Source organism: Rhodococcus sp. SORGH_AS_0301 (assembly GCF_030818285.1).
GTDB lineage: Bacteria > Actinomycetota > Actinomycetes > Mycobacteriales > Mycobacteriaceae > Rhodococcoides.
Genome location: NZ_JAUTAC010000002.1, coordinates 4,312,239 through 4,335,602, shown reverse-complemented (window position 1 = coordinate 4,335,602; position 23,364 = coordinate 4,312,239). Strand labels below are relative to the sequence as shown.

Here is a 23,364-nt window from a genome sequence, read left to right as displayed (position 1 = left end):
CACTTAAGCTAACATCCAGGTGTGATCCACACAACAGTCGATTCCATGCGTGCCGCAGTTCTCACCGAACCGGGACACATCGAGACGCAGACGCGACCTGTGCCGACGCCGAACGCAGGTGACGTCCTCGTCCGGGTGGCATCCGTCGGGGTCTGCGGATCGGATGCGCACTACTACCGCGAGGGTCGCATCGGCGACTTCGTCGTCGAGTCGCCGCTCGTTCTGGGCCACGAGGCGTCGGGTGTGATCGTCGCCGTCGGTGACGGCGTCTCCCCTCGGCGAGTCGGGTCGCGAGTGTCCATCGAGCCGCAACGACCCGATCCCGACAGTCGCGAGACCCGATCGGGCCACTACAACCTGTGCCCCCACATGGAGTTCTATGCGACCCCTCCCGTGGACGGTGCCCTCTGTGAGTACGTGACCATCGGATCCACGTTCGCGCACGACGTGCCCGACGCCGTGTCCGACGACGCCGCGGCCCTCTTCGAGCCCCTGTCGGTGGCCATCGCGACCGCACGCAAGGGCGGGATCACCGGCGGCTCGCGAGTGTTGATCGCGGGCGCCGGGCCGGTCGGAGTGCTCACGGCGCAGGTCGCCCGCGCCTTCGGCGCCACGGAGATCGTCGTGTCGGACATCTCGGCCGACCGCCGCGCCAACGCCACGCGGTACGGGGCGACCCGCGTGATCGACCCGGCGGACGAGTCGGTGCACGACCTCGACGTCGACGTGTTCGTCGACGCGTCGGGCGCACCCCGCGCAGTGCAGGACGGGATGCGCGCCGTGCGCCCTGCGGGCAGAGTGGTGCTCGTGGGCATGGGCGGAAACGAGTACCCGATTCCCGTGTCCGTGATCCAGAACCGGGAACTGTGGGTCACCGGCGTCTTCCGCTATGCCGACACCTGGCCCACCGCACTGGAACTCGTCCGCACCGGACGAGTCGAGCTCGACAGCATGGTGACGGGTCGGTTCGACCTGGATCATGTCGAGGACGCACTGAATCACGACCGCACCGACGGCAGCATCAAGGCTGTCGTCACCGTGACACCCAGTCAGGAGACACTCTCGTGAAGCTGTCCGCCGCCACCCTCGCCCAGCTTCCCGACGACGTGGACGTGCCACGGTACGACCGCTCGGCGATCACCACCGGGATCGTCCACTTCGGCGTCGGCGGCTTCCACCGTGCGCACCAGGCGATGTACGTCGACCGGCTGCTCCGCACCGACTTCGAGTCCGCGTCGAGCTGGGGCATCTGCGGCGTGGGCGTGCTGCCGGGTGATCGCCGTATGAAGGACGTCATGGACGCCCAGGACTGTCTCTACACCCTGGCACTGCGGCACTCCGACGGCTCGTGGGACACTTCGGTCATCGGATCCATCACCGAGTACCTCTTCGCGCCGGACGATCCCGAGGCGGTGATCGAGAAGCTCGCCCACGCCGACACCCGCATCGTCTCTCTCACCGTCACCGAGGGCGGCTACAACTTCTCGGCCACCACGGGCGAGTTCGACGCCGAGAACCCGGCTGTGCGAGCGGATCTGGTCCCCGATGCGGTACCGGGCACGACCTTCGGACTAGTGTGCGAGGCGTTGTCCCGCCGGAAGGATCGCGGGCTCGCGCCGTTCACCATCATGTCGTGCGACAACATCGAGGGCAACGGACACATCGCCCGATCGACCTTCACCGCGTTCGCCCGCCTGAAGGATCCCGCACTGGCACAGTGGATCACGGACACCGCGCAGTTCCCCAACTCCATGGTCGACCGCATCACGCCCGTCACCACACCCGACGTCGTCGACGAGCTCGCCTCACGGTACGACCTCGAGGACCAGTGGCCCGTGGCCGCGGAGCCGTTCACCCAGTGGGCCCTGGAGGATCACTTCACCCTCGGCCGGCCGCCGTTCGAGGACGTGGGCGTGCAGGTCGTCGACGACGTCACACCGTACGAGCTGATGAAGCTGCGTCTGCTCAACGCGAGCCATCAGGCCCTCTGCTACGTCGGATACCTCAGTGGCTACCGGCTCGTGCACGACGTCACGCAGGACGCACTGTTCGCCGAGTTCCTGTTGCGCTACATGGACGACGAAGCCACTCCCACGCTGCAGCCGGTTCCCGGAATCGACCTGGCCGAGTACAAGAAGACGCTGATCGAGCGCTTCTCCAATCCGGAGATCCGGGACACCGTGGCCCGGCTCTGCGCCGAGTCGTCGGACCGGATCCCGAAGTGGCTGGTCCCGGTGGTGCGCACGAACCTCGGGTCCGGAGGGCCGGTCGCACTGTCCGCCACGGTGATCGCGAGCTGGGCGCGCTACGCCGAGGGTGTCGACGAGCAGGGTGAGCCCATCGAGATCGTCGACCGTCTGAAGGACACGCTCACCCCGCTGGCTCGGCAGCAGCGCGAGGACCCCCTCGCGTTCGTGCGGAACCGGGAGTTGTTCGGGGATCTGGTGGACGATCCGCGCTTCGTCGACGCCTACACGTCGGCTCTCGACTCCCTGCACACTCGCGGAGCCCGCGCCACCGTGGAGTCGTCGGTGCGCTGACGCCCGTGAGCCTTGTGCGCATCCCTGGACACGCACAAGGCTCACGGGGGCCGAAGGCCCACTACAGCCGCTGCAGCACCTCGGCGAAGGCCAGCTCGGCGGCACCGATCACCGAGATCCGCCGACCCAGGCCCGAGACGTGCAGTTCCACCCCGTGCTGGCGTCCGACCAGGCACTCCCCCACGCCCTCGGTGATGCGTGCCATCGCCGAGGGCACCCGGAGAACGTCGGCGAAGAGGCCGCCGAACACGACGACGCGGGGGTCCACCATCGTGACGATGGTGCAGACGCCCGTCTCCAGTGCCTCGATGTAGCTCTCCGGCAGGGCACCCCCGGCGGCGGCGACGTCGGCCAGTGCGCGCCCGATCGCGGACGGCGTCGCGGGTTCCGACATCGCGAGTGCCCGGCGCAGTGCGTCCTGCCCGACGGACAGCTCCCAGCACCCGTTGCTTCCGCAGCTGCAGAGGCCCCCGCCGGCGGCGGTCCGCATGTGTCCCACCTCGCCGGCGTAGCCACCGGAACCGCCGAGAAGTGATCCGGCGCTGAGTATTCCGGCACCCACACCGAACTCCGCGAAGAGGTAGACCACGTCGTCCACGCCGCGGGCGCATCCGCGGGTGTGTTCCGCGACCACTCCCAGATCGGACTCGTTGGCGACGATGCACCGCACCCCGACCGCCTCACCGATCAGACGACCGAGCGGAACGTCGGTCCAGCCGAGGTTGGGTGCGACGCGCACGAGACCGTCGGCCGACCGCACGAGACCGGGTACGGCGACACACACTGCACGCGGGGCCGATCCCACCCGATGGGTGAGATCGGTCGCGGCATCGGCGATGCGGCGCACCAGGTCCGCCGGGTCCGGGCCCGCTCCCGCCTCGTAGTCGAGATCCGCCAGAACCGCTGCGCCCCAGCCGATCGCGGAGACGGACAGCCAGTCGACGGCCGCGTCGACCGCGAGTACCCAGGCGGCGGACGGGATGGGGTCGACCACCAGCGACGGCCGGCCGGCCCCGCCACCGGACGACGGATGTTCGGAGACCAGGCCGTCGGCGACGAGGTCGTCGACGAGAGTCTTGACGGTGCTCCGGTTCAGCGAGAGGTCCTCCGCGAGTTCCGCCCTCGTCCGAGCCCCACCGAGGTGGACACTACGGACGAGGGCGGAACGAGCCGGTCGACCTGTCACCGACCAGTCGGAGCTCGTCGACGCGACAGTGCGTCGACACTGGCCGCGAGCAACAGCACGAGACCGGTGACGATGGAGACCACCGCCGCGGACTGCCCCTGCAGGCGCAGTCCGTTGTCGATCACCGCGATGACGGCAGCACCGATCACCGCGTCCCGCACGCGACCACGTCCACCGAAGAGCGACGTTCCACCGATGACGGCGGCGCCGACGGCGAACAGCAGCGTGTTGCCGCCACCCGCCTGCGGATCCACGGATCCGACCTTGGACGCTGCCACGATGGCGCCGAGTGCCGCGATGGTCGAGCTGACCACGAAGACACTCATGCGGATGCGCCGGACGTCGATACCCGCTCGCCGCGACGCCTCCGCGTTGCCACCCACCGCGTAGACGTGCCGACCGTAGGACGTCCGGTCGAGGACGAACGTGGCGAGCACCAACACGAAGAGCACGATCGGAACGACGTACGGCACACCGGCGATGGAGAGCACCGCCGGGTTGGGGCTGCGGTTCACCGTCATCGCCCACGTGGCGAGGGCGGCGAACACCGTCAGTGCCGCGATCTTGACCAGCAACAGCGACGTCGGGGGAGCCGTCAGTCCCTGCTTCAGCCGAGTGCGCTGGCGCGAGAGGTTGATCGCCGCGAATCCGCCGACGACCACCGCGAACAGCACCCAACTCGCCCACACCGGGAGCGACCGGTTGGCCACCGCGAAGAGCACGGTGTTGTCGGAGATTCCGAGGGTGCCGCCCTCACCGATCAGCTGCAGCACCACACCGCCCCAGGCGAGGAACAGTGCCAGCGTGACCACGAACGACGGGATGCCGACGCGGGAGACGAGGAACCCGGTGAGGCAGCCGATCGAGGCACCGACGCAGATCGCCAGCACGATCTCGATCCACGGATTCGCGGGCACCCCGAGCAGCGCGACGGCGAGTGCGATCGCGGCCGGCACGATGGCCGCCCACAGTCGCGTGATCGCCGCGAGCACTCCGGCCACCACCAGAACGGCGCAGAACGTCAGGAACACACCGGTTCCCATGCCGCCGAGCAGGTTTCCCCCCTCCGTGTAGTGCAGGGCGAGAATCGCCGCCGCCACACCGGAGCCGGTGCCGGCGGAGAGGTCGATCTCACCGAGGAGGAGCACGAACACCAGCCCCATGCCGATCAACGCGGTGGCCGCTCCCTGGGTGAGCAGATTGGCCACGTTGTTGAGGGTGAGGAACTGCCCCGACAGCGACGAGAACACGACGAGCAGGACGACCAGCCCGGCGAGTGCGGGCAGTGCCCCCAGCTCGCCGCCGCGCAGTCGTGCCACGTAGTCGCGTCCGGCGTCGCCGAACGATCGCCGATCGGTGTCCATCGAGAAGTCGGACCGGGCGCGGTCCTGTTCGGGTGCGGCGGTCATATCGTCACCGCCTTCGCCTCGGCCGACGGAAGACCGAGGTCACCGCTGCGGCCGGTCGTGATGAGCTCGACGATGCGTCCGACGGACACGTCCGCCGTGCGCACCTGCGCCGCCATCCGCCCCAGGAACAGGGCGGCGACGGAGTCGGACACCTCGACGACGTCGTTCATGTTGTGGCTGATGAGCAGCACTCCCACACCCGAGTCCGCGAGGCGGCGAACGAGGTCGAGGACCTGTCGCGTCTGCGCGACTCCCAGTGCGGCCGTGGGCTCGTCGAGCAGCACCACCTTCGACTCCCAGAGCACCGACTTGGCGATGGCGACGGTCTGCCGCTGTCCACCGGACAGCGACGCGACCGGGGTGCGCACCGACTTGACGGTGCGCACCGACAGCGACGCGAGGGTGTCGCGCGCCGCCTGTTCCATCGATGCCTCGTCGAGCAGACCCTTGGCCGTACGCTCACGGCCGAGGAACATGTTCTGCACGATGTCGAGGTTGTCGCACAGGGCGAGGTCCTGGTACACGACCTCGATACCCAGCGCCGCAGCCTCTTTCGGATTCGACACCGACACCGGCTCGCCGCCGAAGCGGACCTCGCCGGAGTCGGTGCCGTGAATTCCTGCGATGCACTTGATCAGCGTGGACTTGCCCGCGCCGTTGTCACCGACCAGTGCAGTGACCTCTCCTGCCCTGATCGTCAGATCGACGTCGTGCAGGACGTGCACCGGACCGAAACTCTTGTTGATGCCCTGCAACTGCAGGACGGGCTCTCCCGCGGCGGTCATGGTGGTCAGGAGATTCCCGCGTCCGCGCAGGCCTGAGCCACGTCGCCACTGCACAACGCGTCCGCCGAGACGGCGCCGCCGTCGACGGCGACCTTGACGTTGTCGCGCGTGATGGTGACCGGGTCCAGCAGGACCGACTTCACCTGACGGTTGCCCTCGGGGTCCTCCGACGTCGCCGTCGCCTTGGCGTCGGCAGCGGCGGTGTCACCCTTGGCGAGGTCGATGGCGAGCTCGGCGGCAGCGGCCGCCTCCTTCGCGACGTCCTTGTAGACGGTCATGCACTGGTCGCCGCGGAGCACGGCCTTCAGTCCGTCCTCGGTGGCGTCCTGACCGGTGACCGGCACGGTGCCGTTCAGGCCGTTCTTCTGCAGGACCGTGATGACGGCGCCCGCGAGTCCGTCGTTGGCGGCGAGAACGCCGTCGACCTTGCCGCCGTTGGCGGTGAGCAGCTGCTCGAAGGTGGTGCCGCCGACCTGGTTGTCCCACTCGGGGATGGCCTGGTCGCCCGCGAGGCGCAGGTCGCCGGAGTCGTACTTCGGCTGCAGCACCTCGAGCGCGCCGGCCTTGAACAGCGTGGCGTTGTTGTCGGTCGGCGAGCCGTTGATCTGGATGATCTGCGCGCCGGGCTTCGCGCCCACGCAGTCCACCAGGCCCTGACCCTGCAGGTTGCCGACGGTGGTGCTGTCGAAGGAGACGTAGTAGTCGGCCGAGCCGCCGAGGGTGAGTCGGTCGTAGTCGATGGTGGCGACGCCCGCTTCGGTGGCCTTCTTCTGCACGGCGGCACCGGACTCGGACGAGAGATTGCTCATCAGGATGACCTTCGCACCCTGGCTGATCATCGAGTCGGCGATGGACGAGAACTTGGTGGTGTCGCCCTCCGCGTTCTGGATGATCGGATCGAGACCCGCGTCGCTCAGCGCCTTCTGCAGGAGCGGTCGGTCCTGCGACTCGTAGCGTGCGGACGACTTGGTGTCGGGCAGGATGACGCCGACCTTGGTGCCGCCGTTGCCGGATCCGCCGGAGTCTCCGCTGCCGCTGTCGCTGCTGGAGTTGCTGCCACACGCGGTGAGTGCCATGACCAGACCGATACCCGCCGCGGTGAGGGCGAGCCTTGTGTTCTGCATCGATCGTCCCTTCGGTTGTATGTTGCGGAGCACAACATATTCCTTCAGGTGTGATCTGGGCAATAGGCTGTCCGACAAGGTGACGCCGGTCACCCTTCAGCGATCGACGAGCACCTCCGCCACGGTCCACGCGTGCGCCTGCTCGCTCAGGGTGAAGCCGAGGCCAGGACGTTCGGACAGGTGCATCCGCCCGTCCCGCGTCTCCAGGTGCTCCTCGAACAGCGGATCCAACCAGTCGAAGTGCTCCACCCAGGTCTGCAGAGGATAGGCAGCCGCGAGATGCAGGTGGATCTCCATCGCGAAGTGCGGCGCCATCTGCAGGCCGTGATGCTCGGCGAGTCCTGCGAGCTTCAGGAACTGCGTGATCCCACCGATGCGCGGCGCGTCGGGCTGGATGATGTCGACGGACCCGGCCTCGATCAGGCGCACGTGCTCGCCGACACTGGCCAGCATCTCACCGGTCGCGATGGACGTGTCGAAGGTCCGCGCGAGCATGGCGTGGCCCTCGGCGTCGTAGGCGTCGAGTGGTTCCTCGATCCACACCAGATCGAACTGTTCGAGAATGCGGCACATCCGGGTCGCCGTCGGTCGGTCCCACTGCTGGTTCGCGTCGACCATCAGGGGCACGTCGTCACCCAGGTGCTCGCGCACTGCGGTCACCCGAGCGATGTCCTGGCGCCAGTCCGGCTGTCCCACCTTCAGTTTGATACCGCCGATGCCGGCCGCGAGAGACGCGGTCGCGTTCTCCAGCACCTCCTCGATCGGGGTGTGCAGGAAGCCGCCGGACGTGTTGTACGTCTGCACGGCATCACGGGTGGAGCCGATGAGTTTCGCGAGCGGGAGCCCGGCGCGCTTCGCCTTCAGGTCCCACAGTGCGATGTCGACGGCCGCGATCGCCTGGGTGGCGACGCCGCTGCGACCGACGGAGGCACCGGCCCAGACGAGAGAGCTCCAGATCTTACCGATGTCACTGGGATCCTGACCGATCAGCACAGGCGCGATCTCTCGCGCGTGGGCGAACTGCGCAGGGCCGCCGGCACGTTTGGAGTAGCTGAACCCGATGCCCTCGTGCCCCTGCTCGGTGCGTATCTCGACGAAGAGGAACACCACCTCCGTCATCGGCTTCTGCCGTCCGGTCAGCACTTTCGCGTCGCTGATCGGTGTGGCCAGAGGGAGAACGACGGAGCGCAGGGTGACGTCCGCGATGCGATCGATCGTGGCGGCCCCGGGCGCGAGCGCACGAACGGCCGCGTCGGGCGCGGTGAGCCCGCTGGTCGGCCGGGTGGTGCTGCGCTCGGGGGTCTCTCGCGTGTCGGTCACAGTCGGCTCCTCCATCGGGTACGTGGTCCAGCTCACACGCTAGAAGCCGCACTGATGCGCGTCCAACACTGATGTCGCATCGGTCGATGCCGACCGAGCATCACTGCATGTCCCGACGAGTGGCGCTCCGGCCGCACCACATCGGCATCGAACGATGCGGAAATCGCATGTGTCGGTTCACGATCCGGACCGGTCGATCTCTGACCACGTATCGCCGCAGGTGGGTGACTCGAGCGGCGTCGGCGTCGTCACCTCGATGGTGACGCGGACGGTCTCGACGACGGCTCGACGCCGTTGACGACCTCGACAACCGCTCCTACGTTGTGTCCACCGTCACAGGATCCGATCACCACAGCCCACCTGTCCGGTGTCACTCGAATCCCTCGTCCACTCGGACGTCATACCCGGAGGTCGACATGAGCCCTGCACCGCGACACCGATCCGGGACGCTCGCCGGCGTGCTCGTCCTCGCGCTCACCGCCTCGGCGTGCTCCGTGGCCAACACGGACCGCAGCTCGGTCACCGATCCGGACACCATGCGCATCGTCCTGAGTCAGGAACCCCCGACGCTCGAGGCGTGCGACGTCTCGCAGACCTCGATCGGCGTCGTCACGCGGTCGAACATCACCGAACCTCTCATGGAGCGGAACCCCACCACCGGTGATCTCGAACCCAAGCTTGCCGACTCCTGGGAACAGAACTCCGACCGCCAGTGGACGTTCCGTCTGCACCCCGGAGTCACCTTCAGCGACGGTCGACCGTTCGAGGCCGCGGACGCCGCGCACTCCATCGAACGCACCGTGAACTCCGACATCGGATGCAACGTCGAGGGATACGTGTTCGGCGACGCCGATCTGACCGTGGCCGTCGTCGATCCGCTGACCCTGACGGTGGCAGCGCCGAACCCGGATCCCATCCTCCCGCTGCGGATCTCGTTCGTGGAGATGGTCCCACGCACCGCCAGCATCACGGAACGCGAGCGGGAACCGGTCGGCACCGGACCGTTCGCTCTCGACACCTGGGACTACGGCCAGCGGCTGACCCTGGTGCGCAACGATCGGTACTGGGGGCCTCGGCCGGAGTTCGCCCGTGCCGTCTACCAGTGGCGCAGCGAAGGCAGCATCCGCGCGTCGATGGTCTCGGGAGACGAGGCCGACATCGCGACCGGTATCGGACCGGAGGACGGTGCCGGGGACCTGGGTGTGGCCTACCCGAACAACGAGACCACCGCGGTTCGGATCCAGGTCGGGGAGCCACCCCTGGACGACATCCGGGTGCGGCAGGCGATCAACTATTCCATCAACCGGAACGGCATCGTGCACGCCCTCTTTCGCGATCTGGGACGCCCGGCGGCCCAGTTGGTCTCGCCGGGAGTCGTCGGGTACGACGACGATCTCGAGGCGTGGCCGTACGACACGGAGAAGGCGCGAGCACTGCTCGACGAGGCACGAGCGGACGGCGTGCCGGTCGATGCGAAGATCCGACTGATCGGCCGTACCGGTCAGTTCCCGAAGGTCAACGAGACCCTCGAGGTCGTCCAGAACGCACTGTCCGAACTGGGCATGAACATCTCGATCGAGATGATGGACTCGGCCGGTACGTCGCAGTACCAGGAGCGCCCCTTCCCCGCCGACGCCGGCCCGTACCTCCTGGTCATCCAGCACGGCAATCAGGCGGGTGACTCGGCCTTCACCGTCGACCAGTACTTCACGAGTGACGGATTCCAGAGTGCCTACGGAACACCGGAATTCGACGCGGAGATCGCCGCGGCCGGCCAGCTCACGGGTAACGCCCGGCAGGATGCGTACGCCCGCCTCTTCGAGGAGGAGCCGACGAAGATCATGCAGATGGCCTACATCGCGCACATGGAGGGCGTGCTGGCGAAGTCGGACAGAGTCGACTACACACCCGACTCGGCCACCGTCGACGAGATGCACCTCGCTGCCATGACCCACGCCGACGACGAGTCGAACGCCACGGGGCGCTGACCTACCCGGCACCCTCCGTCAGGTCCCGCACCTCGGCGTAGCGTTCGCGCACCGCCGGGGTCGGGTCCGCCTCGTACCGGGGAATGTCCGCCGCGGCCCAGGTGGGCGGTTCGGCCCCGCCGGACAGCACCCAGGCCGCCTGGCGCGCGGCCCCGTCGGCCACGTACTCACCGGGCGGCGGGACGTCGACGGGCATGCCGAAGACTCCCGGCGCGAGGACGCGCACCGCCTCGGACTTCGCGCCCCCGCCGACGAGCAGCACTCGCGACACAATCGCACCCTGCGCCACCAGGTGGTCGATCCCGTCGGCGAGACTGCACAGCAGACCCTCGATCGCGGCGCGCGCGAGGTGCGCCGGGGTCGAATTACCCAGGCGCAGGCCATGAATCGCGCCGGTCGCGCCGGGCCTGTTCGGTGTGCGCTCCCCCTCGAGGTACGGCACCATGACCAGGCCCTGGCTCTCCGTGGACAGCGCGAGCCGCGACAGCTCGTCGTGGTCGACGCCGAGCAGGCGCGCGGTCGCATCGAGCACGCGCGCGGCGTTCAGTGTGCAGACGAGAGGCAGTTGACGACCGGTGGCGTCGGCGAAGCCGGCCACCAGTCCCGACGGGTCGCGAGGAGCCACGGCGGACACGGCCGAGACGACGCCGGACGTGCCGATGGAGACCACCAGGTCACCCTCGCCGGCACCCAGAGCCAGTGCCGCAGCGGCATTGTCACCGGTTCCGGGCCCGATGGCCGCGCCTCCGGAAGTCGTGCCGATCCGTGTCGAGGGCGCCGCCACGGTGGGCACGTGCGGGGTGCGCCCGCGAAGCGCGAGACCGAGCAGATCGACGCGGTACTCGTTCGTGGCCGCCGAGAAGTATCCCGTGCCGCTGGCGTCACCCCGATCCGTGGCCAGGGCGTCGAGTCCGCGAGCACCGCCGAGGCGCCAGGACAGCCAGTCGTGCGGAAGACAGACTGCCGCAGTGCGATCGGCGTTCTCCGGCTCGTGATCCGCGAGCCACCGCAGCTTTGCCGCGGTGATGGACGCGACCGGCACCACGCCCACGGCGTCGGCCCACTCCTGGCCTCCACCCAGCTCGGTCACCAGGTCGCGCGCCGACTCGGCGGAGCGAGTGTCGTTCCATAGCAACGCCGGTCGGACGGTCTCGCCCGCCTCGTCGAGACACACCATGCCGTGCTGCTGCGCTCCGACGGAGACCGCGTCGACGCCGTCCATTCCACCGGCGTCCGCGAGAGCGGTCTCGAGAGCCTCGTGCCACCGGGCCGGGTCGATCTCGGTGCCGTCGGGATGGCCGGCCCGACCGTGGCGGACCAGCTCACCGGAATCCGCGTCCCGAACAACGATTTTGCACGACTGGGTGGACGAATCGACACCCATCACCAACGCCACGACCTCGCCCCTTCACCGTCACGTGCGTTCCGGCAGCTCACCGGTCCGAGCAGTTCACGCTACCGTGAAGCCATGGCCGCCCACGACGAACCGCGAGAAACCGAGGACGCCCGGTTTCGCCTCGAGGTCATGGGTGCGGCGCTGGAGCTCTTCGAGAGCAAGGGGTACGAGGCCACCACGGTCGACCAGATCGCAGAGAGCGCGGGGCTGTCGCGCCGCACGTTCTTCCGGCAGTTCCGGTCCAAGGAGGACGTGGTCTTCCTCGACCACGACGCCACCCTCACCCATGTGCAGGACTTCCTGGAAACGACCGACCTCGATCCGTACGACGCCGTGTGCGAGGCCGCCGCACGCGTGTTCGCCCGGTTCTCCGGCACGCCGGACACCACCCGTCGCCGCTACCGCGTCCTGCAGACGGTGCCCGCCCTGCGCGAGCGCGAACTGGTGATGGTGCTGCGGTACGAGCGCGTCTTCGTCGACACCCTGCGCCGCGGCGCCCCGACGCAGGAGCCGCTCGCCCTGGTGCAGTTCGCCGCCGCGGTCACGGCGACGCACAATTACCTGCTGCGCACGTGGCTTCGCGACGGGGCCCGAGTGGAGGTCGAGGACGTCCGGCGCGCCCTCGGGGCGGTGAAGCGGCGGTTCGTCACCGACACCGCGAGAGACCGGCCCACCGCACTCGTGTTGCCGCCGGGGACGTCGGTCGCCGACGTCACGACCCTGCTCGCACAGCACTTCGGGGACGGTCTCACCACCACCCCGTGACCTCGCCGAGCGTGCTGTCGACCACCGGCACGAGCGACCGGACGTACGTCGCCGACAGGTGGTGGGAATCGTGGTAGACCAGCACGTTTCCTTCGACGACGCGACACACGTCGGGACCGCAGACCGCATCGGAGAAGTCGACGGGAACCACCGAGGGGAACGGCAGCGACGCGGCGCGGGCCGGATCGATCTCGGACAGGACCTCGCTGCGCGGCAGTCCGCACGACTCGCTGTCGCCGCCGTCGGCAAGGCAGTCCGCGGCGCGATACGGGACGCCCTCCCGGCTGAGCCACGGAGTGTCCCGCACGGCCACGACGGGAAGAGCTAGCGCGGAGAAGCGTGCCCAGACGTCGAGGTACGCGTCGGGTGTGACGTCGCCGAACTCCGTGGGGCTCGGCCTCGTCGAGGTGGTGAACACCCAGTCGGGGCGGTCCGACGCGAGGATGTCGAGCACGTCCGAGGACCAGTCCCGGCAGTCCGGGTAGGGCAGATCCACCAGGAGCGGCTCGCCGATGTCGAGCGGGCACCCCATCTTGAGGTAGGTCACCACGGCGAACCCGCGATCCCGGCCGATCCGGTCGAGGGCGGGGAGCCAGTGCTCGGCGTGCGATCCGCCGGCCAGGGCAAGGGTGCGCGTCGCGTCGGGGTCGCCGTACACGCACGAGATCACCTCGCGCTGCGTCATGTCCGCGATGCAGCCGTCCAGCGTCGACTGCGGCAGGTCCAGATCTGCATCGAGCACGGTGGGTCGCATCGGAGCGTCCGGCACGGGCACACCGTCGACAAGTGCGAGCGCCCCCGGGTAGCGATCGTCGGAGCTCACGTCGGCGGTCGGTTGGGCCGTCGCCCGATCGAGGTAGCCCTGCCAGGTCGCGCTCGCCGCGGCCAGGCCGATCGCTCCGACGGTCACCAGGGCGGTGAGGACGCCGCGGCCCGCGCCCAGCCGGTGGACCGGCTCCTCCACCCACGAGCGCGTGGCGACGGCCAGGGCGATCGAGACGATCACCACGGCGGATCCCGTCACCACGGTCACCGAGTGCCCGGTACCGAGCACCGCGATGAGGATCGGCCAGTGCCACAGGTACAGCGGGTAGGCGATGGAGCCGAGGAACTGCAGTGGGCGGGACTCGAGTGCGCGGGTCACGGCCGGTGCTCGTGACTCGGAAGCACCCGCACCGGCAAGCACCAGCAGCATCGCGGCCCCGACCGGCACCAGCGCGGCAGGACCGGGGAACTGCGCCGCACCGTCGACGAGGAACCCACAGCCCACCAGTGCGGCGAGTCCGACGACGGCGGTCGCGGCACGTAGCGCGGCCGGCAGCACCACTCGACCGATCACCAGCCCGGCGATCGCGCCGACCGCGAGTTCCCACGTCCGCGCCCCGGTGTCGTAGTAGGCCCACCCCTGGTGGGTGCGGCCGATGTCGGCCGCATAGGCGAACGACACCGCGGCGGCGACCGCGAGCACCGACACCAGCACCGGTGTGGTCAGGTCCCGACGACCACACCGACGGCACGCCGCGGCGACGAGGAACACCACGGCCGTGACACCGACGTAGAACTGCACCTGCACTGACATCGACCACAGGTGCTGGAGCGGACTGACCGACAGATCGGCCGCCGCGTAGTCGGACGCGGTCCGCGCGAGCTCCCAGTTCTGGACGTACGCCAGCGACGCGAGGAGCTGCCGCGTCGTCACGTCCCACATCGTGAAGGGTCGGTCCCACACGGTCCAGAGCGCCACCGCGCCGAACACCACCACCGCCGCGGGGTACAGGCGTCGGGCGGTGCGGACGACGAGGGGCCGCAGGATCGGACCGTCGGCTCGCTCGACGCGGCGCAGCACCATCGACGTGAAGAAGAAGCCGGACAGGACGAGGAAGACGTCGACACCGCCCGAGACCCTGCCGAACCAGATGTGGAAGACGACCACGAGGGCGATCGCCAGCCCGCGGAGACCGTCCAGATCGACGCGGTGGCCCGGCCTGCACGCGCCGACTGCCCGGGCACCCGGCGCACGGGTCGTCGCCTGGTGGTGCACGACCACCAGAATAAGGGACGGACGGTACGGGTCCGGAGCACCCACACGTGACCAGTGACACCAAGTGCCACGCAGCCATGGTCACCGGCCGGTCGGTCCGGTACGCTGGCCTCATTCCGTGACACCGAGTGCCACGACCCTCTCACCACGACGAACGGACGTCCCATGGCCGGCAACCCCAGCTTCGACCTCTTCCAGCTCGCCGACGAGCACAACGAGCTCCGCGAGGCCATCCGCGCACTCTCCGAGAAGGAGATCGCGCCGTACGCCACCGAGGTCGACGAGCAGGAGCGCTTCCCCGAGGAGGCACTGAAGGCCCTCAACGCCTCCGGCTTCAACGCGGTGCACATTCCCGAGGAGTACGGCGGCCAGGGCGCCGACTCCGTCGCGGCCTGCATGGTGATCGAGGAGGTCGCCCGTGTGTGCGGTTCCTCCTCCCTGATCCCCGCCGTGAACAAGCTCGGCACGATGGGCCTCATCCTCAGCGGCAACGAGGAGCTCAAGCAGAAGGTGCTGCCCTCCATCGCCGAGGGCGAGATGGCCTCCTACGGACTGTCCGAGCGTGAGGCGGGCTCCGACGCCGCCGGTATGAAGACCCGCGCCAAGGCGGACGGCGACGACTGGATCCTGAACGGCTCGAAGGCGTGGATCACCAACGCCGGCAAGTCGACCTGGTACACCGTCATGGCCGTCACCGATCCCGAGAAGAAGGCCAACGGCATCTCGGCGTTCATGGTGCACAAGGACGACGAGGGCTTCTCGGTCGGCGAGAAGGAGCGCAAGCTCGGCATCAAGGGCAGCCCCACCCGCGAGCTGTACTTCGAGAACTGCCGCATCCCCGGGGACCGCATCATCGGTGAGCCCGGCACCGGCTTCAAGACGGCACTCGCGACGCTCGACCACACCCGTCCCACCATCGGCGCGCAGGCCGTCGGCATCGCGCAGGGCGCTCTCGACGCGGCCATCGCGTACACCAAGGACCGCAAGCAGTTCGGCAAGGCCATCAGCACGTTCCAGGGCGTCGAGTTCATGCTCGCCGACATGGCGATGGAGATCGAGGCGGCCCGCCTCATGGTGTACTCGGCAGCCGCTCGCGCCGAGCGCGGCGAGAAGAACCTCGGCTTCATCTCCGCCGCCTCCAAGTGCTTCGCCTCGGACGTCGCCATGAAGGTGACCACCGACGCGGTGCAGCTCTTCGGTGGCGCCGGCTACACGCGCGACTTCCCGGTCGAGCGCATGATGCGTGACGCCAAGATCACGCAGATCTACGAGGGCACCAACCAGATCCAGCGCGTCGTCATGTCGCGAGCACTGCTGCGCTGACGCCGGTGGCGGGACCGCCGTGCGTCACTCGCTCGGCGGTCCCGCCCGCAACCGGTCGATCTCGCGCCGGTCCCGCTTCGTCGGCCTCCCGGCTCCGCGATCGCGAACGGGCACTGCGGCGAACAGTTCCCGTGGCGGTGGGGGCGGGCTCCGGTCGATGTAGCACGCCACCGCGGCCGGGGCTCCCACTCGCTTGTTCACGAGCTGAGTGACCTCGACGATCTTCTCGAATCCCCCTGCGCGGATGCGTACCTCGTCACCGGGCACCACGTGCTGCGCCGGCTTGGCGGCGCTGCCGTTGATCTTCACGTGTCCGCCGCGGCACGCCGACGCGGCGGCGGAGCGCGTCTTGAACAGCCGCACCGACCACGTCCAGGCGTCGATGCGCGTCACAGCTCGTGCACCACGACGTCCGAGACGGCACCGCCGCTCAGGGTCAGCGTCATGTAGGTGCAGTGCGGTTGCCGCCGACGGTCGGTCGGCGAACCCGGGTTGAGCAGGCGCATCCCGTTGTCGGACAGCGTGTCCCACGGAATGTGGCTGTGCCCGAACACGAGCAGGTCGGTGTCCGGGAACTGCGCGTCCATCCGCTTCTCCCGTCCCCCCTTCGCCCCGGTCTCGTGCGTCACCACCATGCGTACGCCCTCGACCGTCCGCCGTGCGACCTCCGGCAACCGCGCACGGAGATCGTCACCGTCGTTGTTGCCCCAGCAGGCGAGCAGATCGGTCGACCGCTCCTCGAGCGCGTCCAGCAACGACGGCGCCATCCAGTCACCCGCGTGTACCACCAGGTCGGCCGCGTCCACCGCGTCCCACACCGCGGCGGGCAGATCCCGCGCGCGGGTGGGGACGTGGGTGTCGGCGAGCAGCAGCAACTTCACGTCAGTCTTTCGGCCCGCCCGCGACGTACACGACCTGGCCGGACACGAATCCTGCACCCTCACTGCAGAAGAAGGATGCCGTGTGGGCGATGTCCTCGGGCTGACCGATGCGGTTGACCGGGATCTGCGACGCGGCACCCTTCTTGAAGTCCTCGAACGGCACGCCGACGCGCTCGGCCGTCGCCGCCGTCATCTCCGTCTCGATGAAGCCGGGTGCGATCGCGTTGACGGTGACGTTGTAGCGGCCCAGCTCGATGGCGAGGGTCTTGGTGAAGCCCTGCATGCCGGCCTTGGCGGCCGCGTAGTTGGCCTGACCGCGGTTGCCCAGCGCCGAGGTGGACGACAGGTTGACGATGCGTCCCCACTTGGCCTCGACCTGATGCTTCTGCACCTCGCGGGACATGAGGAACGATCCGCGCAGATGCACGCCGAGCACGGCGTCCCAGTCGTCGACCGACATCTTGAAGAGAAGATTGTCGCGCAGGATGCCGGCGTTGTTCACCAGCACCGTGGGCGCCCCGAAGTCGGTGGCGATGCGCTCGACCGCAGAGACGACCGACTGCTCGTCCGCGACGTTCGCGCCGACGGCGATGGCCTGACCACCGGCTGCGGTGATCGCGTCGACCGTGCCGGCACACGCCGCCTCGTCGAGATCGACGACGGCGACACCGAAGCCGTCCGCGGCGAGACGTCGGGCGACGGCGGCACCGATTCCTCGCGCACTTCCCGTGACGATTGCTGTCCTGACCTGCTCGCTCACGACTACCCTCTTTCTCATCTCGGCCCCGAAACCCCGCGGCTCCCACTCTTTCTATCAAGTCACAGGAGTCGGCGGACCACCCCTGCTCGAGAAAGAGGCTCACCATGACGACCCGACTGAATCCGTACCTGTCGTTCCGGGACACGGCGCGGGAGGCGATGGAGTTCTATCGCACCGTGTTCGGCGGAGAACTCACGCTGTCGACGTTCGGTGACTCGGGCATGCCTGTCGAGGAGTCCGAGTCGGGCAACGTCATGCACGGTCAGCTCGACACCCTGAGCGGCTTCACGCTGATGGGCGCCGACACTCCGTCGTCGATGGAGGTGAGCACCAACGGCACGGTGTCCCTGAGCGGCGACGACGAGCCAGAACTGCGCGGCTACTGGGACGCGCTCGCCGAGGGCGGCACCCTCGGCGTCCCGCTCGAGACGGCCCCGTGGGGCGACACCTTCGGGATGCTCACCGACCGGTTCGGGATCGGCTGGATGGTGAACATCGCCGGCAGCTAGCTGCCGACGGTCACATGGCCGGCAGCTAGCTGCCGAACGCGAGCGGCAGCTCGCGACGGAAGGTGACCTCGTCGAACTCCCGCCCGTACTCGTCGACCGCGGAGATGCGCATCCGACTCGGTGTGATGCCGGGGATCCCGGGCGTCACGTCCGCGCGGACGAACGAGTAGTTGCGGAATCGCACCCGTGACCAGGTGAGCGGCTCGGGCACCTTCGAACCGTCCGCGGCGACGACGTAGCTGTTCGGCACCGACGTGTCGGCCACCTCGTTGCCGCGGTAGCTCTCGGGTTCGCCGTCCTGGAACCCGTAACGCGGGCGCCCACCGCCGCCCACCGTGTAGTAGACGGTGCCGTCCGAGACCGAGGTGACCTCCGACCGGTCACCGGCGACGCGGGTCGGCGAGCCGCCGCGGATCGGATCGGACCGCTCGAACACGTGGTTGTGCGCCTGCAGCACCACATCGACGTGGTACCGGTCGAAGAGCCCCGCCCACGCACTGCGGACGCCGCCGTCGCTCGCGTGGTCCTTCGTCGTCGAGTACGCGCAGTGGTGGAAGAAGCAGACGATGAAGTCGACGGCCGGATCGGCCCGGTAGCGCGCCAGGGTCGACTCCACCCATCCCGTCTGACGTCCGCCGCTGTAGCCCGTGTTCGCGCGGATCTCGTTCGAGACGTCGTTGGCGTCGAGCGAGAGCACGGCGACGTTGCCGTGGACGAACGAGTAGACCGACGGGCACCCGGCGGGGCCGTTGTCCGGCTGGTCCAATCGTGCTGCGTGGCCGCCGTATCCGTTCGGCCCGTACAGCGCCTCCATGTCGTGATTCCCGGTCGCGAAGAGCCAGGGCGTCGACGCCGCGCTCTGCTCGATCGCCGCGAGGTAGCCGTCCCAGACGTACGGGTTGAACTTGTCGAAGGCCTTGTCGACGGTGCCGCCACTGGGTACGAAGCGAGGAGTGCGGCCCTGTCCCGACGGGTCCGCGTACGCGATGTCGCCCGCGAGGATGTGGAAGTCGGGCCGCGAGTCGGCGATCTGGCGCACGATGTTGGCCGCGTGCTTGACCGACGGCTCGTTGTCGGGCTTGTAGTACAGATCGTCGTAGTCACCGGGCTTCAGGCCGGGAGGCTGGGTCGGCGTCTCGTCGACGCCTTGATCTCCCATCATCGTGAACCGGAACGGCGCGAGCCGGCCCGGCGGCAGAGCCGGTGCGGCACTGCGGACATCGCTGACGTAGCCGTCGGCGGTGCGCCACCGGTAGTAGTGCGGAAGACGCGGAGTGAGCCCGTCCACCGGAACGTGCACGTAGAACTGCTCGGCCGCCAGGATGCCGCCGTCGGACCGCGGTACCTGGCTCACCAGGTTGCGCACCTCGGCCGACGTCGTGGCGCCCAGTGCCGGGGTCGGACCGTGGTCGAGAAACACCCCGGTGAGTCCGGGATTGCGGGAGAGCTGCGCCGAGAACCGGAGCTGCGTCGCGGCGTCGGAGCCGAAGGAGAGATGCCGTCCTCCGACGGTCAGCGGCGCGTCCTGCGCGTAGGCGACGCGATTCCAACCGGGGTTTCCCACCCCGGCCGCCGCGGCGACGGCGGCAGCACCCACGAGGAAGTTGCGACGGGACACCCGATGGCGACGGAGATTGCTCAGGTGCCAGTCGTGCTGCTCGGCGATGGAAGCGTTCGCCGCGATGTGGGCGGGGACTCCTGTGTCGACGATCTCCCCGGCCGGATTCAGTGCGTTCTCCACCATGGAGACGACGCTGCTCCCGTCACCTCGACGTCAGGCGCACGGCAGGCGAGCAGGAGCCGAACCGAATGTGAACAACGATGCGACACATGACATTTCGGTCCGACCGGACAAAACCACCAGTCAGTACTGGCGGACCGACAACTCCACGGCCACCTGAAGGTACTCGGCGACGGTGCGCGCGATGGAGACCGGCTTGTCGGGGAGCACGATGTCCGGCACGTCGATGTGCACGCTCGCCGAGCGGTACCTGCCGGGCGGCGGTCCGTAGTGCAGCCCCATCACCACGAGCCTCGGTTCGACGCCGCGAGTCCGTGCGCGCGCGACGATGTGCCCGATCCCGCTCCCGACGTGCTGGAGCACCGTCGGATCACCGTCGTTGCACGTGCCCTCCGGGAAGATCGCGAGATCGTCACCACGAGAAAGCCTTTCGGCACACACGTCCATCATGAGATTGCCGGCCCGAGACACGGCGCGCAGACCGTGGTCGCGGCTGCGGAACACCGGGATGCCGCCCATCATCTCGATGCGACGTCGTTGCGACGTCCGCTCGGCGATGCGGCGGGTCCGCGGGCGGTTCGGTTCGGTCTCGACGAACAGCTCGTCCTTGGCCAGGACGCGGGTGCGGCCGATGACGGGTCGCAGCGCGCTGGACCACGCGGCGGCGGCGACCGTGTACGGGTCGGTCTCGCTGACGTGGTTCACGGCCAGGATGAACCGCGTGTCGTCGTAGATGAGGGCGCGGAGGCGTTCGCGAGCACCGTCGCCGTACCGGACGCGGGGTCGGAACCGTCCGGCGAGAGCCCCGTAGGCGAGCCGTGTGACGCGTCGATTCTGCTGATGCTCCCGGTAGTACTCGTACACGGCGTCGGCGTTCTCGAGGGCGACCACGGGGCGATCCATGCTCGAATCGTAGGCGTTCGCCCTGTTCCACCTATTTGTTCTGACAAATCGAGCGCGCCGTGTATGGTCTGGGTCACAGACGGAAACCCCGTCGGAGGCGGACCCGCAGGTCGGCCACGTGAAGTGAGAGGAACGGGCACCGTGACCACCACCACAGCCCCGCACCGCGTCGTCGTCGTCGGCTCCGGATTCGGCGGCCTGTTCGCGACCAAGGCCCTGCGCCGCAGCGACGTCGACGTGACGATCGTGGCGCGCACCGCGCACCACCTCTTCCAGCCGTTGCTCTACCAGGTGGCCACCGGGATCCTCTCCGAGGGCGAGATCGCGCCCTCCACCCGTCTCATCCTCAAGAACCAGGCGAATGCCGCCGTCGTGCTCGGCGACGTCACGGAGGTGGACCTCGAGGCGCGCACCGTCGTCTCGGTCAGCCGTGGCCGCGTCACCGTCACTCCGTACGACAGCCTCGTCGTCGCCGCGGGCGCCGGCCAGTCCTACTTCGGCAACGATCACTTCGCCGAGTTCGCCCCCGGCATGAAGACGCTCGACGACGCCCTCGAGCTGCGCGGGCGCATCATGAACGCGTTCGACGCCGCCGAACTCACCACCGACCCCGTCGAGCGCGCACGGCTGCTCACGTTCGTCGTCGTCGGCGCCGGCCCCACGGGTGTCGAGATGGCGGGCCAGATCGCCGAGCTCTCGCGCCGCACCCTCGCCGGAACGTTCCGCACGATCGACAGCCGCGACGCCCGCGTGATTCTGCTCGACGCGGCCCCGAAGGTGTTGCCGCCCTTTGCCGATTCGCTGGGCGAGAATGCTCGACGACGTCTCGAGAAGGTCGGCGTCGAGGTCGAGCTGGGCGCCGCGGTCACCGACGTCGACGCCGACGGATTATCGGTCCGCGACAGCGACGGCACCGAGCGCCGCATCGAGTCCTCCTGCAAGGTCTGGTCGGCCGGTGTCTCCGCGAGCCCGCTCGCGGCACAGCTCGCGGCGAAGTCCGGGGCCGAGGTGGACCGCGCGGGCCGCGTGCTCGTCGAGGCCGATCTGACACTGCCGGGCCACCCCGAGGTCTTCGTGGTCGGCGACATGATGGCGCGCGACAAGCTCCCCGGCGTCGCCCAGGTGGCGATCCAGGGCGGCCGCTACGCCGCGCGGTGCATCACTGCCGACGTCCGCGCCGCTGCCACCGACACACCGCGCCCCGAGCGCACCCCGTTCCGCTACCGGGACAAGGGCAGCATGGCGACCGTGACGCGATTCTCGGCCGTGGCGCAGGTGGGACCCGTCAAGATCACCGGCTTCCTGGCATGGCTGATGTGGCTCGCGGTGCACCTCGTCTACATCGTCGGATTCAAGAGCCGACTCACCACCGTCTTCAACTGGACGTGGACGTTCCTCGGCCGAGCGCGCACCCAGCTGACCGTCACGCAGCAGCAGATGCACGCGCGCACGGCACTCGGCAGGCTCGTCGTGCTCGAGGACGCCCGCCGGGAGCGGGACGCGGGAGCCCCGGCACGCGAGGACGCTCGCGCCAGCTGAGTACTGTTCCGGTACATGGGCAGTCGACTCTCCGCTCTCCTCGTCGCCTCCCACCCCGGCCCCGCCGCCGCGGTCACGACGTTCGTCGCACTGCTGTCGGTCAGCATCGGCCCACCCTCGGCGGGGCTCCTCGTCGTCGTGGTCGTGGCGGTGCTGAGCGGGCAACTGATCGTCGGTTGGACCAACGATCTGATCGACGCCCCGCGGGACACCGCGGTCGGCCGCACGGACAAACCGCTCGCCGTCGGCCGCCTCGACCCCGCCACCGTGCGGGTGAGCGTCGCGGTCGCGGCGGTGGTCTGCGTGGTGTTCTCGATGCTGTGCGGCGTCGTCCCGGGTGCGGTGCACCTCGTGCTGGGAGTCGGGTCGGCCCTCGCCTACAACCTCGGTCTGAAATCCACCGTCGTGTCGTGGCTGCCGTACACCGTCGCGTTCGGATCGGCGCCCGTGGTCGTCTCGCTCACCGTGGCCGACGCGATGCCGCCGTGGTGGATGATCACGGTAGGGGCGCTGCTCGGCTTCGGCGCCCACCTGGTCAACGTGCTGCCCGACATCGCCGACGACACGGCGACGGGAGTCCGCGGGCTGGCACACCGACTCCCTGCTCGCGTGGTCGCTCCACTCGCCGCGGGGGTGCTCGTCACCGGATCGATCGTGGGGGTCGTGGGGAGCGGGGCTCTCGGGCGCACCGGGGTGTCGACCGCAGCGGGAGGAGCCGCTCTGGCCGTCGTGGTCGTCGCCGCGTGGATCGCGTCGACGAGCAGCGGACGGACACCGTTCCGCGCGGCCATCGTCATCGCCGGCGTGACCGTGCTGGTGCTACTGCTTCCGCGCTGACGTCTCCGCGGTCGAGGTCAGGTCGCCGGCGGCCTCGAGGTCGTCGGTGTCGCGGAACACCAGGCACCCGTTGTCCAGGGCCACCGCCCACCGGTGCGCCACGGCCCAGTCCCGACCCACGGACGACGAGTCCACGAAGTCGGCGAAGTCCTCGACGATCGATCCCGTCTCGAGAGGCCACGTCGTCGGATCCGAGTCGCGGTCGATCGAGTGCCGGGTACGTACCCGCGCACCGACCTCGAACGTCGGCGGCGGCCCGGTCGGCTCCTGCGGCGTCGCTGCTCCGGGGTTGTTCAGGGTCGATGTCATGGCAGCCT

At 69.1% G+C, this 23,364-nt stretch carries 21 protein-coding genes; 8 read left to right on the top strand and 13 right to left on the bottom strand.

What is annotated here, in order from left to right; translation table 11 throughout:
- The first annotated feature begins 45 nt into the window (after positions 1-45).
- Entirely contained in the window at positions 46-1,068 is a 1,023-nt protein-coding gene (locus QE397_RS21150; RefSeq protein ID WP_307097157.1) for an NAD(P)-dependent alcohol dehydrogenase, read from the top strand.
- On the top strand, positions 1,065-2,540 hold the full coding sequence (locus QE397_RS21145) for a mannitol dehydrogenase family protein (RefSeq protein WP_307097156.1): 1,476 nt from the start codon (positions 1,065-1,067) through the stop codon (positions 2,538-2,540). Before QE397_RS21150 ends, QE397_RS21145 begins: the two co-directional genes overlap by 4 nt.
- 61 nt (positions 2,541-2,601) lie before the next feature.
- Here the strand turns inward: QE397_RS21145 and QE397_RS21140 are convergent, their stop codons facing one another.
- The 5 genes from QE397_RS21140 to QE397_RS21120 all read right to left on the bottom strand — a co-directional run bounded on the left by QE397_RS21140 (position 2,602) and on the right by QE397_RS21120 (position 8,364).
- A complete protein-coding gene (locus tag QE397_RS21140; protein WP_307097154.1) occupies positions 2,602-3,726 on the bottom strand; it encodes an ROK family transcriptional regulator in 1,125 nt (374 codons plus the stop codon).
- Positions 3,723-5,135, bottom strand: a complete 1,413-nt coding sequence (locus QE397_RS21135) for a sugar ABC transporter permease (protein WP_307097152.1) — start codon at positions 5,133-5,135, stop codon at positions 3,723-3,725. Before QE397_RS21135 ends, QE397_RS21140 begins: the two co-directional genes overlap by 4 nt.
- Entirely contained in the window at positions 5,132-5,920 is a 789-nt protein-coding gene (locus tag QE397_RS21130; protein ID WP_037186144.1) for an ATP-binding cassette domain-containing protein, read from the bottom strand. Before QE397_RS21130 ends, QE397_RS21135 begins: the two co-directional genes overlap by 4 nt.
- A gap of 5 nt (positions 5,921-5,925) precedes the next feature.
- A complete protein-coding gene (locus tag QE397_RS21125) occupies positions 5,926-7,044 on the bottom strand; it encodes a sugar ABC transporter substrate-binding protein (RefSeq protein WP_222632227.1) in 1,119 nt (372 codons plus the stop codon).
- A 96-nt stretch (positions 7,045-7,140) separates the two neighbouring features.
- Entirely contained in the window at positions 7,141-8,364 is a 1,224-nt protein-coding gene (locus tag QE397_RS21120; protein WP_307097148.1) for a mandelate racemase/muconate lactonizing enzyme family protein, read from the bottom strand.
- Positions 8,365-8,780: 416 nt separating this feature from the next.
- Here QE397_RS21120 and QE397_RS21115 point away from each other — a divergent pair, with 416 nt between their 5' ends.
- Positions 8,781-10,352, top strand: coding sequence for an ABC transporter substrate-binding protein (locus QE397_RS21115; protein WP_307097146.1), 1,572 nt, complete (start codon positions 8,781-8,783; stop codon positions 10,350-10,352).
- A gap of 1 nt (position 10,353) precedes the next feature.
- Here QE397_RS21115 and QE397_RS21110 read toward each other — a convergent pair whose 3' ends face one another.
- Positions 10,354-11,748, bottom strand: coding sequence for a xylulokinase (locus QE397_RS21110; protein ID WP_307097144.1), 1,395 nt, complete (start codon positions 11,746-11,748; stop codon positions 10,354-10,356).
- A gap of 72 nt (positions 11,749-11,820) precedes the next feature.
- Between QE397_RS21110 and QE397_RS21105 the strand changes: the two genes are divergently transcribed.
- The gene (locus tag QE397_RS21105) at positions 11,821-12,513 is read left to right on the top strand and encodes a TetR family transcriptional regulator (RefSeq protein WP_307097142.1); all 693 of its coding nucleotides are present in this window, start codon (positions 11,821-11,823) and stop codon (positions 12,511-12,513) included.
- Here QE397_RS21105 and QE397_RS21100 read toward each other — a convergent pair.
- Positions 12,497-14,554, bottom strand: coding sequence for an acyltransferase family protein (locus tag QE397_RS21100; RefSeq protein WP_307097139.1), 2,058 nt, complete (start codon positions 14,552-14,554; stop codon positions 12,497-12,499). The two genes, QE397_RS21105 and QE397_RS21100, sit on opposite strands and share 17 nt — an antisense overlap.
- A gap of 165 nt (positions 14,555-14,719) precedes the next feature.
- Here QE397_RS21100 and QE397_RS21095 point away from each other — a divergent pair, with 165 nt between their 5' ends.
- Complete coding sequence (locus tag QE397_RS21095; protein WP_056441154.1) at positions 14,720-15,877, top strand: acyl-CoA dehydrogenase; 1,158 nt, start codon at positions 14,720-14,722, stop codon at positions 15,875-15,877.
- 24 nt (positions 15,878-15,901) lie between these two features.
- On the opposite strand, the gene QE397_RS21090 is transcribed toward QE397_RS21095, so the two are convergent.
- The 3 genes from QE397_RS21090 to QE397_RS21080 are packed head-to-tail and all read right to left on the bottom strand — an operon-like array spanning position 15,902 to position 17,518.
- On the bottom strand, positions 15,902-16,270 hold the full coding sequence (locus tag QE397_RS21090) for an RNA-binding S4 domain-containing protein (RefSeq protein WP_307097138.1): 369 nt from the start codon (positions 16,268-16,270) through the stop codon (positions 15,902-15,904).
- On the bottom strand, positions 16,267-16,758 hold the full coding sequence (locus tag QE397_RS21085; protein ID WP_056441151.1) for a metallophosphoesterase: 492 nt from the start codon (positions 16,756-16,758) through the stop codon (positions 16,267-16,269). Before QE397_RS21085 ends, QE397_RS21090 begins: the two co-directional genes overlap by 4 nt.
- 1 nt (position 16,759) lies before the next feature.
- Entirely contained in the window at positions 16,760-17,518 is a 759-nt protein-coding gene (locus QE397_RS21080) for an SDR family oxidoreductase (RefSeq protein WP_027506139.1), read from the bottom strand.
- Positions 17,519-17,622: 104 nt separating this feature from the next.
- Here QE397_RS21080 and QE397_RS21075 point away from each other — a divergent pair, with 104 nt between their 5' ends.
- Entirely contained in the window at positions 17,623-18,027 is a 405-nt protein-coding gene (locus QE397_RS21075) for a VOC family protein (RefSeq protein ID WP_307097135.1), read from the top strand.
- Between the two features lie 25 nt (positions 18,028-18,052).
- Here the strand turns inward: QE397_RS21075 and QE397_RS21070 are convergent, their stop codons facing one another.
- Complete coding sequence (locus tag QE397_RS21070) at positions 18,053-19,771, bottom strand: metallophosphoesterase (RefSeq protein ID WP_307097133.1); 1,719 nt, start codon at positions 19,769-19,771, stop codon at positions 18,053-18,055.
- 120 nt (positions 19,772-19,891) lie between these two features.
- Positions 19,892-20,671, bottom strand: a complete 780-nt coding sequence (locus QE397_RS21065) for a 1-acyl-sn-glycerol-3-phosphate acyltransferase (RefSeq protein ID WP_027506136.1) — start codon at positions 20,669-20,671, stop codon at positions 19,892-19,894.
- A 141-nt stretch (positions 20,672-20,812) separates the two neighbouring features.
- On the opposite strand from QE397_RS21065, the gene QE397_RS21060 reads away from it, so the two are divergent.
- On the top strand, positions 20,813-22,210 hold the full coding sequence (locus QE397_RS21060; RefSeq protein WP_027506135.1) for an NAD(P)/FAD-dependent oxidoreductase: 1,398 nt from the start codon (positions 20,813-20,815) through the stop codon (positions 22,208-22,210).
- A 15-nt stretch (positions 22,211-22,225) separates the two neighbouring features.
- Positions 22,226-23,047: a UbiA family prenyltransferase gene (locus tag QE397_RS21055; RefSeq protein ID WP_307097132.1), complete on the top strand. Its 822-nt coding sequence runs from the start codon at positions 22,226-22,228 to the stop codon at positions 23,045-23,047.
- Here the strand turns inward: QE397_RS21055 and QE397_RS21050 are convergent.
- Complete coding sequence (locus QE397_RS21050) at positions 23,030-23,356, bottom strand: hypothetical protein (RefSeq protein ID WP_307097131.1); 327 nt, start codon at positions 23,354-23,356, stop codon at positions 23,030-23,032. The two genes, QE397_RS21055 and QE397_RS21050, sit on opposite strands and share 18 nt — an antisense overlap.
- Between the last annotated feature and the right edge of the window lie 8 nt (positions 23,357-23,364).